12 protein-coding genes are annotated in these 14,958 nt (G+C 61.4%); 7 read left to right on the forward strand and 5 right to left on the reverse strand.

Annotated elements, in window-relative coordinates; all coding sequences use genetic code 11:
• The first annotated feature begins 64 nt into the window (after positions 1 to 64).
• Together galE and selD are read left to right on the forward strand one after the other, a co-directional pair.
• Positions 65 to 1,099 (forward strand): UDP-glucose 4-epimerase GalE, encoded by a 1,035-nt coding sequence (gene galE, locus NCN06_RS06745; protein WP_226398735.1) that lies wholly within the window; start codon positions 65 to 67, stop codon positions 1,097 to 1,099.
• Positions 1,096 to 3,120 carry a selenide, water dikinase SelD gene (selD, locus tag NCN06_RS06750; protein ID WP_250398779.1) on the forward strand — a complete coding sequence of 675 codons (2,025 nt, stop codon included), beginning with the start codon at positions 1,096 to 1,098 and terminating at the stop codon, positions 3,118 to 3,120. Before galE ends, selD begins: the two co-directional genes overlap by 4 nt.
• Here the strand turns inward: selD and NCN06_RS06755 are convergent.
• On the reverse strand, positions 3,065 to 4,489 hold the full coding sequence (locus NCN06_RS06755; protein WP_250398780.1) for a glycosyltransferase family protein: 1,425 nt from the start codon (positions 4,487 to 4,489) through the stop codon (positions 3,065 to 3,067). The two genes, selD and NCN06_RS06755, sit on opposite strands and share 56 nt — an antisense overlap.
• Positions 4,486 to 5,697, reverse strand: a complete 1,212-nt coding sequence (locus tag NCN06_RS06760) for a tRNA nucleotidyltransferase/poly(A) polymerase family protein (protein ID WP_250398781.1) — start codon at positions 5,695 to 5,697, stop codon at positions 4,486 to 4,488. The genes NCN06_RS06755 and NCN06_RS06760 overlap by 4 nt, the downstream gene beginning before the upstream one ends.
• A gap of 18 nt (positions 5,698 to 5,715) precedes the next feature.
• On the opposite strand from NCN06_RS06760, the gene NCN06_RS06765 reads away from it, so the two are divergent.
• Together NCN06_RS06765 and NCN06_RS06770 are read left to right on the forward strand one after the other, a co-directional pair.
• Entirely contained in the window at positions 5,716 to 6,729 is a 1,014-nt protein-coding gene (locus tag NCN06_RS06765) for a KpsF/GutQ family sugar-phosphate isomerase (protein ID WP_226423096.1), read from the forward strand.
• Entirely contained in the window at positions 6,726 to 7,277 is a 552-nt protein-coding gene (locus NCN06_RS06770) for a KdsC family phosphatase (RefSeq protein WP_226423097.1), read from the forward strand. Before NCN06_RS06765 ends, NCN06_RS06770 begins: the two co-directional genes overlap by 4 nt.
• Positions 7,278 to 7,287: 10 nt before the next feature.
• Here NCN06_RS06770 and kdsB read toward each other — a convergent pair whose 3' ends face one another.
• Genes kdsB through NCN06_RS06785 form a run of 3 tightly spaced genes read right to left on the reverse strand, consistent with a single transcriptional unit; the run spans position 7,288 to position 11,193 of the window.
• A complete protein-coding gene (gene kdsB / locus NCN06_RS06775) occupies positions 7,288 to 8,067 on the reverse strand; it encodes a 3-deoxy-manno-octulosonate cytidylyltransferase (RefSeq protein ID WP_226398741.1) in 780 nt (259 codons plus the stop codon).
• Positions 8,067 to 8,777: a hypothetical protein gene (locus tag NCN06_RS06780; RefSeq protein ID WP_226398742.1), complete on the reverse strand. Its 711-nt coding sequence runs from the start codon at positions 8,775 to 8,777 to the stop codon at positions 8,067 to 8,069. Before NCN06_RS06780 ends, kdsB begins: the two co-directional genes overlap by 1 nt.
• A 25-nt stretch (positions 8,778 to 8,802) precedes the next feature.
• On the reverse strand, positions 8,803 to 11,193 hold the full coding sequence (locus tag NCN06_RS06785; protein WP_226398743.1) for a UvrD-helicase domain-containing protein: 2,391 nt from the start codon (positions 11,191 to 11,193) through the stop codon (positions 8,803 to 8,805).
• 138 nt (positions 11,194 to 11,331) lie between these two features.
• Between NCN06_RS06785 and NCN06_RS06790 the strand changes: the two genes are divergently transcribed.
• The 3 genes from NCN06_RS06790 to NCN06_RS06800 all read left to right on the forward strand — a co-directional run bounded on the left by NCN06_RS06790 (position 11,332) and on the right by NCN06_RS06800 (position 14,956).
• Positions 11,332 to 13,140, forward strand: a complete 1,809-nt coding sequence (locus NCN06_RS06790) for a hypothetical protein (RefSeq protein ID WP_250398782.1) — start codon at positions 11,332 to 11,334, stop codon at positions 13,138 to 13,140.
• Positions 13,141 to 13,252: 112 nt separating this feature from the next.
• Positions 13,253 to 14,101, forward strand: coding sequence for a 3-deoxy-8-phosphooctulonate synthase (gene kdsA / locus NCN06_RS06795; protein ID WP_226423099.1), 849 nt, complete (start codon positions 13,253 to 13,255; stop codon positions 14,099 to 14,101).
• A 24-nt stretch (positions 14,102 to 14,125) separates the two neighbouring features.
• A complete protein-coding gene (locus NCN06_RS06800) occupies positions 14,126 to 14,956 on the forward strand; it encodes a sulfotransferase family protein (RefSeq protein ID WP_226423100.1) in 831 nt (276 codons plus the stop codon).
• Positions 14,957 to 14,958: the final 2 nt, after the last annotated feature.

Below are 14,958 nucleotides of genomic sequence, written 5' to 3' on the forward strand. Positions count from 1 at the left end.
CTTAGGCCGTCATCCTGTCGCAACCAAGTTGATTCAGAATCGACAGATCAGAGCGATTAAGAACATGGGCCGGCGCGTGCTCGTCACCGGTGGAGCTGGCTTCATCGGGAGTCACACCTGCCTTGTGCTGCTGGAACAGGGCCATGACCTTGTGGTTCTGGACAACTTCGACAACAGCAGTCCGGAAGCTTTACGGAGGGTGCAGGAGCTGGCGGGTTCAACCCAGCTGAGCCTGGTGGAGGGGGATGTGCGCGACCCCAGCGCTGTGGATCAGGCCTTCCGTGCTGCCGGAACCGTGCATGGCGTGATTCATTTCGCCGGGCTGAAAGCCGTTGGGGAATCGGTCGCCAACCCCCTCCTCTACTGGGACGTGAATGTGAATGGCAGCCGCGTTCTGGCGGCAGCGATGGAACGCCACGGCTGCCGAACCCTGGTGTTCAGCAGCACATCTACCGCCTACGGAGAACCCGAGACGTTCCCTCTGCGGGAAGACATGCCAACGGCGCCGGTGCACCCCTATGCCCAGACCAAAGTGGCGGTGGAGCAGATGCTGGCGGCCCTCTGCCGCTCGGGCTCCTGGCAGGTGGCCTGCCTTCGTTACTTCAATCCCGTCGGCGCACATCCCAGTGGACGCATCGGTGAGGACCCGCTGGGAATTCCCAACAACCTGTTTCCCTTCATCACGCAGGTGGCCGCAGGGCGCCGCAAACACTTGCGCGTCTTCGGCCAGGACTACCCCACACCGGATGGCACAGGCATCCGTGATTACTTACATGTGATGGATCTGGCCGAAGCCCATGGCATGGCCCTTGACCATTTGTTCAAACGCCAAGCAGCCGATCCCTTGACCCTCAACATCGGCACCGGCCGTGGACTCAGCGTGCTGGATGTGGTGCACGGCTTCGAACAGGCCACAGGGTTGACCATCCCCTACGAGGTGGTGGAGCGTCGACCGGGCGATGTGCCCCGCCTGGAGGCCTGCCCGCTAGCCGCACAAACCGTGCTCGGTTGGAGCGCCCGCCGAAGCCTGGAGGAGATGTGCCGTGATGGCTGGGCCTGGCAGCAGGCCAATCCAACGGGGTACCGGCCCAACCCATGACTGCAGCTGGTGGGCTGATTTTGGCCGGCGGCGGACACAGCCATGCGCTTCTGCTCAAACGCTGGGCCATGCGGCCGGAGCGACGCCCAGAGCACAGCATCACGCTGGTTAATCGGTCCAGCACAACTCTGTATTCCGGGATGGTGCCGGGGTTGATCGCCGCCCTCTACAAGCGAGATGAGCTCGCCATCGACCTGCGCCAGCTCTGTGACCGAGCCGGGGTTGCCTTCGTGGAAGCGGAAATCACCGGATTAAACCCTCAGGCCAAATGTCTGAGGCTGCGCGATCGGCCTGCACTTCACTTCGATTGGCTCAGCCTGGATGTGGGATCCGTGAGCCGACCAAGCGCCGCTGGGATCCCGATTAAGCCCTTGGAAGCGTCGCTCGCCTTTCTCGAAAGCGAAAACCCAGCTGATCCGAAGCCCCTGCGGGTGATCGGAGCGGGAGCTGCCGGCCTGGAAGTCGTCCTGGCACTGCGACGCCGCTGGCCGCAGCGGGAGTTGCAACTGCAACAGCGCAGCGGACAGCTCAATCCAGGGATCCAAGAGGTGCTGCAACGGGCCCGAATCGCATTGATCGAGAACGACACACCACACAGCGGACCCAACCTGCTCTGCACCGGAAGCCAGGGGCCTGACTGGCTGGCGACGACCGGCCTGCCGCTGGATCCCAATGGCCGGATCCGCACCGATCGCTGCCTGAGGGTGGAAGACCATCCATCCCTGTTCGCCAGTGGCGACTGTGCCGTGATCAGCGGATCACCCCGCCCTGCATCCGGGGTATGGGCAGTACGCGCCGGACGTCCCTTGGCCACCAATCTGGAAGCGGCCTGCCAGGGCCAACCCCTGCGCCCCTGGCATCCGCAGCGTCAGGCGCTGCAGCTGATCGGAAGCCATCAGGATGCTGCCTGGGCGCGATGGGGCAGCTTGCGGCTGGGGCCATCCCCCCTGCTCTGGCGTCTGAAGCAACGCATCGATCGCGCGTTCATGGACGGATTTCAACCACCGGCATCAATGGCTGATGCCGAGCCAATGGCCTGCCGGGGCTGCGCAGCCAAGCTGCCGGCACAACCCCTTGAAGCAGCACTGGAGCGGGTGAGACTGAAGGGACAGCCCGAAGACGCTGCCCGTGTCCCCGGCGATCAGGAGCTGCTGCAAAGCGTGGATGGCTTTCCAGCCCTCGTGAGTGACCCCTGGCTTAACGGCCGCCTGACGACCCTGCATGCCTGCTCTGATCTCTGGGCCTGCGGAGCTGCAGTGTCCAGCGCCATGGCAACGATCACGCTGCCAATGGTCCCGACTAATGAACAGCAAGAGCTGCTGGTGCAGACCCTGGCCGGCATCCGCTCGGTGCTGGATGAACAGGGCGCCGAGCTGATCGGTGGCCACACGATGGAGTCGCGCAGCCCTGCACCGGTGCCGGCCAGCCTCGGGGTGCAGGTCACCCTCACGGTGAACGGCGCCAGCCCATCGCCCTGGCTCAAATCAGGGCTGCGGCCCGGGGATGCCCTGCTGATCAGTCGTCCGCTGGGCACCGGCGTGCTGTTTGCAGGGGCAATGGCCGGCGCCAGCAAAGCTGCCGATCTGGATGCTGCACTGCGGGAGATGGCCTGCAGCCAGCACATGCTGCTTGAGCAAATCGAGCCAATCCGCGAGGGCATTCACGCCTGCACCGACATCACCGGTTTCGGCCTGCTTGGCCATTTAGGCGAAATGCTCCAGAACAGCCCAGAACTGATCGTCAAGCTGGACGGTCCTGCCATCCCGGCCTACCCCGGTGCGCTTGACCTGTTCGAACGCGGCGTCTCCAGCACCCTGGCCCCCTCCAACCGGGCAGCCTGGCGATGGCTAGAGGGCCCGATTCAGCTGAAACAACATCCCTCCGCAGCACTACTGGAGCTACTGGTGGACCCGCAGACCTGCGGCCCCCTGCTGCTGGCCTGCAGCAGCGAAGCCGCTGCCCAGCTCACTCAGAACGGCCTATGGCTTCAGATCGGCAATGCAACAGCTGCGCATGGGTGAGGTCGTTGGCTTGCGGTTCGCAGTTGAAACCCGCCTGCTCAACCTGTGACAGCAGGGGTTTGAGCTTGCGCTCCATCGCCGGCGGCGGCCCGCTGCTGGCCAGCCAGAGCTGCTTCGGCGGATCCGGCTCCTGCAGCCGTTGCTTCAGCGCTTCCTTTCCGCCCCAGGGTGATGAAGGCAAAGGGATCCGACCCATCGCCGCCTCCATCCGGTCGCTGAGATTGAAAAGACGCTCCCTGGGGCTGTAGCGCTCCTCCAACCCGCTGGTGCGCTTACTAATTAAACGGAACTGGTCCTGTTCTCTTACACCGCCGACGCCGGCATCAAGTTCGGTGAACCCCGGTCCCCACCAGCTGGCCAAGAACAACACCAGCACGACCAGACCACAGCCGCGGCCGAAGCGATTGAGCTCCAACCCCCCCAGCTGCGCCGCCAGGACAGGCACCACAGCGGGCAGCAGCACGACGAAATAGCGGCTGAAGGCCATCGGCTTGATAAACGACACGGCAACAACCCCAACAACCATCAACAGGGATGGCATCAGACCGCTTCGATCCAGCAGATTCCACGCCGGCCAAGGCAAACGATGCAGCCCTCCCCAGCGCCGCAGAACCACCAACAGCAGCACAATCAGGGCCAATTTGGGCAGCGGCCAGAGGCCAAGGCCGCGGGCCAGGGTCTCCTCAAACAGGGCGTAATCCGGCACACCAATCCAGCTGCCGGCCCGTGAGCTGAACAGGTAGTCCGCGGCGTAGGCCATCCATGCCAAGGCAGGGAGAGCTCCGATCAGGGCGGCAGCAGCAAAGCTCCAGCGGCGTCGCCAGCCATCCCAAGCCGCAGCCGCCAGCACCAGAAACAATCCATAGAAATGGGTCAAGCCGGCTAAACCAGCCACCGCGCCATAAGCGATGGGATGGCCGGAACGGCGCCACCACCAGACGAGAGCCACCACCAGCACCAGCACGGCATAGCTCTTGCCCTCGATCGCAAAACGGATCGGATAAGGACTGCAAAAGGCCAACAGCGCTGCTGTGGCCGCCACCCTGGTTCTTGCGCCCACCTGGGCAAGGGCCATCGCCTGACGGACCATCACCAGGCCACCGGCCAGATACGCCAGCCAAGACAGCAAGCGCAGGCTGACCGGGCTCTGGCCGACCAAATGCCCCCAGAGCCAAAGAAGGCCGTAGTAAGCAGGGGGATGGGTGTCTTCCCGCAGCATCTCAAGCAGGCTGCTGAAGCTGGGCTGAAAACTTTTGCCGACGCTGTAAAGCTCATCGCTCCAGAGGGCCGTGGCATCGATCAACAGCAAGGCCCGCAGACCAAAGGACAGACAAAGGGCCACCACCACCAAAATCCAGCTGCGTTTCATCGGCTGCGGTCCTGGGCTGCACTGCGCTGCCGGCGCAACTCTTCGCCGATCCCAGGCCCCGGTTGCCATCCCGCAGCAATCAGTTCACGCGCTGTCTGCGGCGCCTGAATCGTGCGCCAGCGCCCCCACCAACGCAACAGCGGTTTCCATTGCTTCGGGCGGAGGGTCACCGCCAGAGCCACCGCCTCCGGCGGCCAACCCTGTTGCTCAAGAGCCGTCGACCAAATCGACGGGGTGGCCTCCAAAGGTGGGGGCGTCTTAACCAGCCAGTCGCAGAGAGCCACACACTGCTGAAGCCATTGCTGTTGTCGGCCAGGAATTTGCAGCCGTTGCGCGACAGCAACCGGGTCTGCTGCTCCCATAAGAAGAGCCGGCATCAGGGGAAGACCGAGCCGTTGGGCCCAGTGCAGCCGCTGCATGCGTCCTGGATCCTGCTGAAGCTGGGGGTCCAACAGCAGCAAGGCCTGCCACTGCTCCAACAAGTCCAGCGCCTGCGGCCAGGGTTCCCGCTCCAGCAGACGCTCCAACTCCATCCGCAGACGACTGGCAAGAGCCGGCGGAGCTGTCAACGCTGCATCACCGTGGCCCCAGGCCCATGGCCACTGGTGCACGGTGCTGCGGATCTGCTCACTGCTCTCCTGCGCAAGCTGAAACCCAAGCCTCGCGGCGTAACGGGCAGCGCGGATCGCCCGGGTCGGATCATCCTGCACGCTGCCCGCGTGCAAGAAGCGGAACTGGCCTGAGGCCAGATCCTCCTGGCCATGGTGGAGATCGATCAGCTCACCGGTCACCAGATCGAGGGCCATGGCATTGATCGTGAAGTCCCGGCGCGCGAGGTCAGCCTGGAGGGTTCCCACTCTCACCACGGGATTCTCCGCAGGGGCGGGGTAGTGCTCCTGCCGCGCCGTGGCCAGATCCAGGGGAATTCCATCCAGCTGAAACGCCACCGTGCCGAAAGCCCCATGCTCCTGAACACAACTGATGCGCTTAGAGCCGAGCCGGCGATCCAGTTCCGCCACGAGCGCAGCGGCATCTCCCTCAACCACCCAGTCCAGATCAGGTACACCCGACCAGACGCGCCCATAGCGCTGATGCAACATCTGATCGCGCACGACCCCGCCAACAAGGGCCAAACGCGGGATGCCGAGTGATCGTGCAGCAGCCTGCAACGCCTCCAGAACGGAAGACGGCACACCTGGAAGATCCATTGCAGGGCGTGCAGGAGAATGGGCCGATCATCACGGATCAAGTCCTTGTCCGCACTCACCCGCTGCCTTGAGGAGGAAGCCTCAGCGATCGCCACAGCTGCCGCACGCTTGAGCAGCGACCAGGTGGAAGCCGCCCTGGCCCTTCTGGAGCGCTGTGCAGACCGTAAGGCCAAGCTGGTGATTACTGGTGTAGGCAAGAGCGGAATCGTGGCCCGCAAGATCGCAGCCACGTTCTCTTCAATCGGGCTCATGGCCCTGTTCCTCAATCCCACCGATGCACTCCATGGCGATCTGGGTGTGGTGGCCGCCGAGGACGTCTGTCTGCTGCTCTCAAATAGCGGAGAGACCACCGAACTGCTGGAGGTGCTGCCCCACCTAACCCGACGGGGAACCGGGCGGATCGCCATCGTCGGACGGGCTGACTCATCCTTGGCCCGCGGCAGTGACGTGGTGCTGGAAGCCGGCGTGGACCGTGAGGTGTGCCCCCTGAATCTGGCCCCCACCGCCAGCACAGCCGTGGCCATGGCCATCGGCGATGCCCTGGCGGCGGTCTGGATGGAGCGGCGCGGCATTTCACCGGCAGATTTCGCCCTGAATCACCCCGCCGGATCCCTGGGCAAGCAGCTGACCCTCACAGCCGCCGACCTAATGGTTCCCGCCAGCCAACTGCACCCTTTTCAGCCCCACACCCCCTTGCCCGAAGTAATCGGCGGGCTGACGCGCGACGGCATCGGCAGTGGTTGGGTTGAAAACCCAGACAGCCCGGGAAGCCTGCTCGGCATCCTCACCGATGGTGACCTGCGCCGTGCCCTGCAGGATCACGGCGCTGAAACCTGGAGCCAACTGACGGCAAAGGATCTGATGACCGCCGATCCGATCACAGCGAAGGCCGATGTTTTGGTGGTGAAGGCTCTGGAGCAGATGGAACACAACCGGCGAAAACCCGTCTCTGTGCTGCCCGTGGTGAATCAAGAGCACCAATTGATGGGTCTATTGCGCCTGCATGATCTGGTTCAGGCCGGTCTAGCGTGAACAAACTGCGCTGGTGGTTGCTAAGGCGCCGCCTGAGATCAATTGAACTGCTCGTGCTGGACGTGGATGGCGTCCTCACCGATGGGGGCCTCTGGTTCGATGCCGAGGGGCAACTGATCAAGCGCTTCGATGTGCGCGATGGTCTTGGGATCCGCCTGCTTCAACAGGCGGGGCTGCATATCGCCTTCCTCAGTGGAGGCCAGGGAGGAGCGACAGAGGTTCGTGCCCGGCAACTGGGCATCAGCCATTGCCTTGTCGGCATCAAGGACAAGCCGGCTGCCCTCACGGCCCTTCAAAACGAACTTGGAGTTAGCGCTGAGCAAACGGCCTTTGTGGGCGATGACCTCAACGATCTGGCCGTCAGGCCGGTGGTGGCACTGTTGTTCGCACCCGCCGACGCCTGTCGGCCCGTCCGGCACGGTGCCGATGCGGTGCTCCGCCGCCAGGGCGGCCATGGGGCCGTCCGTGAGCTGGCGGAGCGCATCCTTCAGGGGCGTGGACGCTGGGGCAACTTGCGCCGCGACGGCTGGAAAGACCGCAACGATTGAGGTGTAGAGGTCAGACCATCGCCCGGGCCTGTTCGAGCTGCTCGGCGGTGTCCACCGACAGAGACGTGCCCTGAACCCGGAAGGTGGCGATGGTCAGGCCAGCCTCGATCAGCCGCAGCTGCTCCAGCCGTTCGAGATCCTCCAGTGGTGATGCCGGCAGCTGATCCCATGCGGCCAACACATCTCCCCGGAAGCCGTACATCCCCACATGCCCCCAATAGGTGGTGTGCTGATGCCAATCGGCCTCGGCTACATCGCGCACATGGGGGATGGCAGAGCGCGAGAAATACAGGGCGCGGCCGTCGTGGGCCAGCAATGTTTTCACGACATTGGGGTTGTGCACCGACTCGGGCTTCAGCCCGTAAACAGGAGTGACCACTGCTGGCACAGGATCCTGACTCCGAAATTCCTCAGCCATGGCATCAATCACGGCAGGATCGATGAACGGTTGATCGCCCTGAACGTTGATTACGGCGGTCTCTTCCGCCACGGGGTCCGCATCTCCCCAACCCAGGGCCATCAAAGGATGGGCCACGGAAGCGATGCGCTCACTGCCGGAGTTGCAGGATTCAGCGGTCATCAGCACCGGAAACCCCCATCCCTCAGCCAAGGTCTGAAGCTTGGCGCTATCGGTGCACAGCACTACCGCTTCTACGCCACGAGCCTCACGGCAGCGTTCCAGAACACGCTGGATCATTGGTTTGCCACCAATGTCAGCCAGCACCTTGTTGGGCAGTCGAGAGGACTGAAGCCTGGCCGGAACAGCCACCACACACTTACGAATCGCCATCAATCCCAGAGTTTCATTGCATCGTCGCGGGCGCTGAACCATTCAGCGGCCAAGGCGCCACCCATGGTGCGCTGTTCGCGGAACCAGGGGCCTCCCAGGGTCCAGTGCAGCATCGGGGAAGCCTGCTCGGACTCCGGCGGAGCCTGCACGTCCACCAGATGATTCCAGCCCCCCTGGATGGCGCCGATCTCATGGTCACCCTCGAGCCAGTGGAAGCGGTGCAGCTCAAGCCCCGTTGCCGTGTTCACGTAATCAGGCGTGAGCTTGGTGCAGCGGCTGCAGTTGAGCAGCATCAGGGAACTCCAATTCTTCTTGGGGTAAGGGCTCTGCACCTCGCCGAGAAATTTCACAGTCTCCCCAGGCACATGCTCGTGCTGCACGCACATGGCCCCATAGGCGTCATCGCGCTGATCCCAGAGCGCCTTGATGTCGGCCCGGCAGAGCATGTCGCAATCCATGAACAGGGCCCAGCCCTGGTAGCCCATCAGATGGGGGACGAGAAAACGCGTGAAGGAAAAAGCTGTGCTCTGCTTGGGGTCCCGTTCGCGCCTAAACAACCCTTGGGCCTCCAACTGAGGGGTCACCAGCGGCGTGATCGCCAGAGGGACACTGCTGTTCTGATACAGGCTGTCGATCAGAACGTTGGTGGCTGCCCGCTCTCTTGGGTCGTAGCCGATGAAAATGGGAATCGGCTGGCTGATAGTCGACACAGGCCGGAGATGGCTGTTGGCGAGATTAAGCGGTGGTCACAGGTTCAATCGGCGCCAGGCGCGGATCGAGGATCTTGGGGCCCATCCCCGCAAACTTGACCGCGATCGACACCTTCTCGCCGCTGCCGAAGGTGTGGGTGATTTCACCAACCCCGAAGCTGGCGTGGATGACCTGATCGCCGACCTGCCAGCTGCGGCCTGGAGCAGGGCCGGCCTGCCGGCGACGCACGGCATTGGCGGGGGCCGATGTCGGCTTGTCGCGGTCCACCCGGGTGAGCCGGTCGAGGCGTCGTTCACGCCGGAGCGCCGCCCCACCGGTCTGCGGAATATCGCCCTGGATCAGGGCTTCCGGCAGCTCGGAAAGAAACACTGAAGGCACCGCCGCTTCACGCATGCCGCCCCAGAGACGACGCTCACAGGCATGGGAAATGAACAACCGTTCCTTGGCCCGAGTGATGCCCACGTAACAAAGCCGGCGTTCTTCCTCCAGCGAGGCCGGGTCATCCAAGGATCGATAGCTGGGGAACAATCCCTGCTCAAGACCCACCAAGCACACCACAGGGAATTCGAGACCCTTGCTGCTGTGCAAGGTCATCAATGTGACGCGATCGGCCGCCGTGTCTTTGCTATCGGCATCGCTGGAGAGGGCCGCCGTGGCCAGGAATCCCTCCAGATCACCCTCCTCGTTTTCCTCCTGGTACTGAAGAGCGGCATTGACCAGTTCCTGGAGGTTGCGGCGCCGCTCATCCGCTTCATCGGTGCCATCGGCAATCAATTCACTGACGTAGCCGCTCTTCTCCATCACCTGCTGAATCAGTTCCGATGGCGCCACGTCACGGCTGCGGGCTTTCAGGTCATTGACCAGGTCACAGAACTGCAGCAAACCCTTGGCCGAACGGCCGCCGAGGGAGCGCACCGCCTCAGGATCACTCACCACATCCCATAGCGGGATTCCCAGTTGATTGGCTGCATCGTTGAGGCGCTGGATTGTGGTTTTGCCAATGCCGCGTTTGGGCACGTTGATCACCCGCAGCAGGCTGACGGTGTCGGCCGGATTGATCAGCAGCCGCAGATAGGCCAGCAGATCCTTGATTTCGCGCCGGTCGTAGAAGCGCAGGCCCCCCACAACGATGTAAGGGATACCCCAGCGCACCAGGGATTCCTCGATCGCACGGGACTGAGCATTGGTGCGATACAGCACGGCCATGTCGCCCCAACTCAGCTCGGGGTTGGCGGCTTCCATCGTGCGCAGGCGGTGCACCACGGCTTCCGCTTCGGCAATCTCGTCGTCGCACCGGGTGAGGGTAATCAGCTCCCCTTCACCACGGGTGGGACGGAGCACCTTGTCGATCCGTTCGCTGTTGTTGGCGATCAGAGCATTCGCCGCCTCAAGGATCGTGGCGGTGGAGCGGTAGTTCTCCTCCAGCTTCACCATCGTCCGGGTGGAGTCATCCGGCGCCTGATCGCCGAAGTCGTCCTGAAATCCCATCAGGATCGTGAAGTCAGCCGCTCGGAAGCTGTAGATGCTCTGGTCGGCGTCACCAACCACAAAAACCGAGCGGCCTGACCAGTCATCAACATCCTGAGGCTCCTTGCCGTCGGTGACCAGCAGCTTGATCAAGTCGTACTGGGTGCGGTTGGTGTCCTGGTATTCATCCACGAGCACATGGCGAAAGCGGCGATGCCAGTAGCTACGCACCTGCTCGTTCTGCTGGAGCAACTGCACCGGAAGCAACAGCAGATCGTCGAAATCCAGGGCGTTGTTCGCCGCCAAGGCTTTGCGATAACGCCGGTAGACATCGGCCGTGAGCTTGCCCCGCTGGCCTTCTGCATTGGCCTCGAGCTGGTCCGGCAGCCAACCCTGGTTCTTGGCATTGCTGATGGCCCAACGGGTCTTTTTGGGCTCGAACCGCTTGGGATCCAGCTGGAGTTCCTGGGTCACGATCTCCTTCACCAAGCTCTGGGCGTCAGCCTCGTCGTAGATCGAAAACTGCTTGGTCCAGGTGAGTCCTTCCGCGTCCTTGAACTTGTCGATGTCGTAGCGGAGCATCCGCGCAAACAGGGCATGGAAGGTGCCGATCCAGAGCTCCTTGGTCACCTCCCTGTAGATACGTGAACGCAGCTGGCGCTGCTCCACCGGGGGCAGAGTGCTCCAGGGCTGGCCGTACTGGCTTTGGGCCAAACGCTGCGCCAGGAGAACCTCGAGCCGCTCCTTCATCTCGCGGGCGGCTTTGTTGGTGAAGGTCACCGCCAGGATCTGGGCGGGATCCGCACCGTGCTCACCGATCAAGTGAGCAATCCGATGAGTGAGGGCGCGAGTTTTACCACTGCCAGCGCCTGCCACCACCAGCAGGGGCCCCTCGTGATGGTCAACCGCCCGTCGCTGGGCGTCGTTGAGGCCGGCCAAAAAGCTCATGGATGGAGATTAGTGGTGCTTAGATGCCTCCAACGCAACTGCGATGGCCTTCCCCTGAGCTTCGACTTGACCCAGGCTCTGCAGGCCAAGGTCGTCGACCTGGTCGAGCCCAAACCCGATCAAGACATTCGCTAGGCCATGCGAGAGACGACCACGGTCTTTGAACAACGCTGGAGCTTCTGGCTGTCAGTGCTATCTGGCGCGGCCTTAATCGTCAGCGCGAGCGTGGAGCTCTGGCTTCAGTTCGGCGCAAGCAGATTCAGCACTCTTCCAGAAACGACAAGAGAGTCTCTACTGAACCAATACAACGCCATCGCCCATGGGGGATTCATCGCTGTTTTGGCTGTTCTCGCTGGGCTACTGATTCGTTCCATTGTCAAAGCAGGCACGCAGGAAGAAAAAACAAGACCACAAAAATCCTGGCTTTCAGCATTCACAGACTTCATCAAACAACATCCAGTCGTCACGATAGTGCTGACGATCTATGTGGTGCTGATGGTGCAGGAAAGCAGCTGGTTCTACAAGGAGATTCTCACCTGGTACGACGACATCTTTAGCGATCAACTCCTCAACAATTTCAGCCTCAGAGAGAAGTTGATCAATGAAACGATGGGACGAAACGATTTTCGCTTCTTTCCTCTTTCGCATCAAGATCTTCACATCCTCAGCTGGATGACGCCCTACATCAAGGTCTGGTCATTGGTGAGTGCTCTTGAACTCATTGCGACCATCATCCTGGGCTGCAAGTTGATTGAACGCGTCAAGAAAAACGTCACCAGTGCTTCACTTATCCTAATGGGAACGCTTCTGTTCCTCTTCACAAGCGCATCCGCTTACAACTATTTCCAATTCATTTACAGCGAGAGATTTCTCACATTTCTGCTCGCGCTGTACGCCTATCACTACTGCGTTTACCTGGACTCAGGCCAGCTTCGAAACGGCCGACTCGCACTGCTTTTCGCGCTGTTCATCCCATTTTTCAAAGACACTGCAGTGCTGTTAGCCATGGTCCCTGCAGCCACCACGATCGTTGCCGGCAGCTTTGGAGCCATGCCCAACCGCCCAGCATGGGGATCGATCAAGCCCTCCGAATGGAGAGAGGCTTATGCGTTGGAAATCGCCATCGTCAGCCTGGTGCTGTTCTTTCTGGCCTCGTTTGCGATTCTCAGTGCACTTCCCAGCCTTGCCGCTGATGTGCCGCGCTACGACTCACATCTGGGCTTTTCAGTGTTGGCACTCGACATTCGTCTGATCGTCTTGCTGGGCTTCATCGCATCACGCCTATGGCTGATCGGCCGCAAACGAACAAACGTCACTGCCCTCGACGGACTCAACTTTGCGGTGCTGGCCTATGGCTTTGCCCTGTACGCATTAGTAGGCCTGGAAGGCAGCAACTACATGAGCCTGCCGATTCAGTTTGTCGCCGTTCTCGACATCTTGATGATCTGGGAAAGCCTTCTAGCTCCGAAGCTGCAACAACGCATCAACAGTCGTCAGGCTCAAGCTGTGGCCCTTGGCACCACGTTGCTGCTGCTGAATGTTGAAGATCGACAAGCCGCCACATTCCGACAACGCGCACAACTAATCAGCTGGAAACAACGTTCATGGCGAACAACCCTGAACGAAGCCAGAGCCATCACAAAACATGCCAAGGAGAACGGAGAAACAGTCAACCTGATCTACTCAAAGGGATGGTTCAAACATTCCGACCAGATGAAAGCTCTTACCTACGACCGTCTTGTGTATTACGACATCGACACCAGGCGCTACATCATCAAAGCCGGTATCGGAAAAGGCGAGTTCTACGCACCTCAACGGGGAGATTATTTGGTTGACATCGACACTGGCCAGAAACTAACCCAATACGGCATCGATCTCTCCAACTACGACTTGCTGTATCAAGAGGATCCAAGCCGTCAGTACGCACGTATCTTCCGCCACCGCTGATCAGCCAGAAGCGGGGGCAGAGGCGACAGCCCAACAAATTTGCAACCTAATCCCCTGATACGAATTGATTGAAGGCGGGTAGGCTCGCCGATCATTGGACGTGATTGAAACCGTGGCGCATCAGATCCAACTGGGCGACATCACTTTCGCGAACGATCGACCCTTCGCCCTGCTGGGTGGCGTGAACGTTCTCGAAGATCTTGACTTTGCCCTGCGTTGCGCCGGCCACTACAAAGACGTCTGCGGAAGGCTGAACATTCCGCTGGTGTTCAAGGCGTCTTACGACAAAGCCAACCGCTCTTCCATTCATTCCTTCCGCGGCCCCGGCCTCGAGGAAGGGCTGCAAATCCTGCAGGCGGTGAAGGACACCCACGGCATTCCGGTGATTACTGATGTGCACAGTCCGGAGGAAGCCGTAGCTGCCGCCAAGGTCGCGGACATCATCCAGCTTCCGGCCTTCCTGGCCAGGCAGACCGATCTGGTCCGGGCCATGGCGGAAACCGGTGCGGTGATCAACATCAAGAAGCCACAGTTCCTCAGCCCAGAACAGATGCGCAACATCGTGGACAAATTCCGCGAATGCGGGAACGAGAAGCTGATGCTGTGCGAGCGAGGCACCAACTTCGGTTACGACAATCTCGTGGTGGACATGCTGGGGTTTGGCGTGATGAAGCGAACCTGCGATGACCTTCCGCTGATCTTCGATGTCACCCACGCCCTGCAGTGCAGGGATCCAGGTGGTGCTGCCTCCGGCGGACGTCGCTCCCAGGTTGTCGACCTGGCCCGCTCAGGCATGGCGGTTGGCCTGGCCGGCTTGTTCCTGGAAGCACACCCTGACCCAGCGCAAGCCCGTTGTGATGGCCCCAGCGCCTTACCTCTTGATCAGCTGGAACCATTTCTCACTCAGATCAAAGCCATCGACGATCTGGTGAAAGACATGCGAGACCTACGCATCAACTGATGCGCGCTCAAAAGGCAGAACGTCTTGGCCTCTGACGCAACTTTTCTGCTCGGCGTTGGTGCCCAGAAAGCAGGAACCTCCTGGCTGCACGATCAACTGCAACGCCGAGGCGACGCCGATTTCGGCTTTCTGAAGGAGTACCACGTTTTCGATGCTCTCGAGCTGGAACGCTTTGCATGCTTCCGGCCCAAGCAACCCACACCGCTGAAGTGGCGCACCTGGCGTCGGGCACGGTTCATCGAACGTCCCGAGCGCTACTTCGACTACTTCGCATCACTGCTCAAGCCACCCCAGATCCGCCTGACGGGGGACATCACCCCCTCCTATGCCGGGTTGAAAGCGGAGAGCTATCAGCGCATCCAGCAGGCCTTCGCGAAACGCGGCGTGCAAACGCGGGCGGTGTTCATCATGCGCGACCCAGTCGAACGGTTTTTGTCGCAGCAGCGCATGCAACTGCGCAAGCGTGGCTTGCTCACACCCGCGCATGAAATCGAGCACCTGGATAAGGCCAGCATCAAGCTGCTCAAGCGTGAATCTCCTCGGAACGATTACCCCGCCACCCTCGATGCACTGCGGGGCGGACTCGCTGAATCGGAGGTCTTCATCGGCTTGTACGAAACCCTTTTCACGCCAGCAGCACATCAGGATTTATGCCGGTATCTCGGCATCCCAGAGCAAATACCCGATTTGAGCCACCGGGTGAACGCCAGCCAAGCCACCACCTCGGTTCCGCCGGAGCTGTTGCAGCGCCTGGGCCGGCACTTCGCCCCTTTGGTGACAGCTGTGCAGGAACGCTGTCCGGATCTAGCAGTTGAGCAGCACTGGGCCACCGCCATGACCTGGCGGGGGGGCTGAGG

It is taken from the genome of Synechococcus sp. MU1648 (assembly GCF_023630615.1).
Classification (GTDB): domain Bacteria; phylum Cyanobacteriota; class Cyanobacteriia; order PCC-6307; family Cyanobiaceae; genus Parasynechococcus.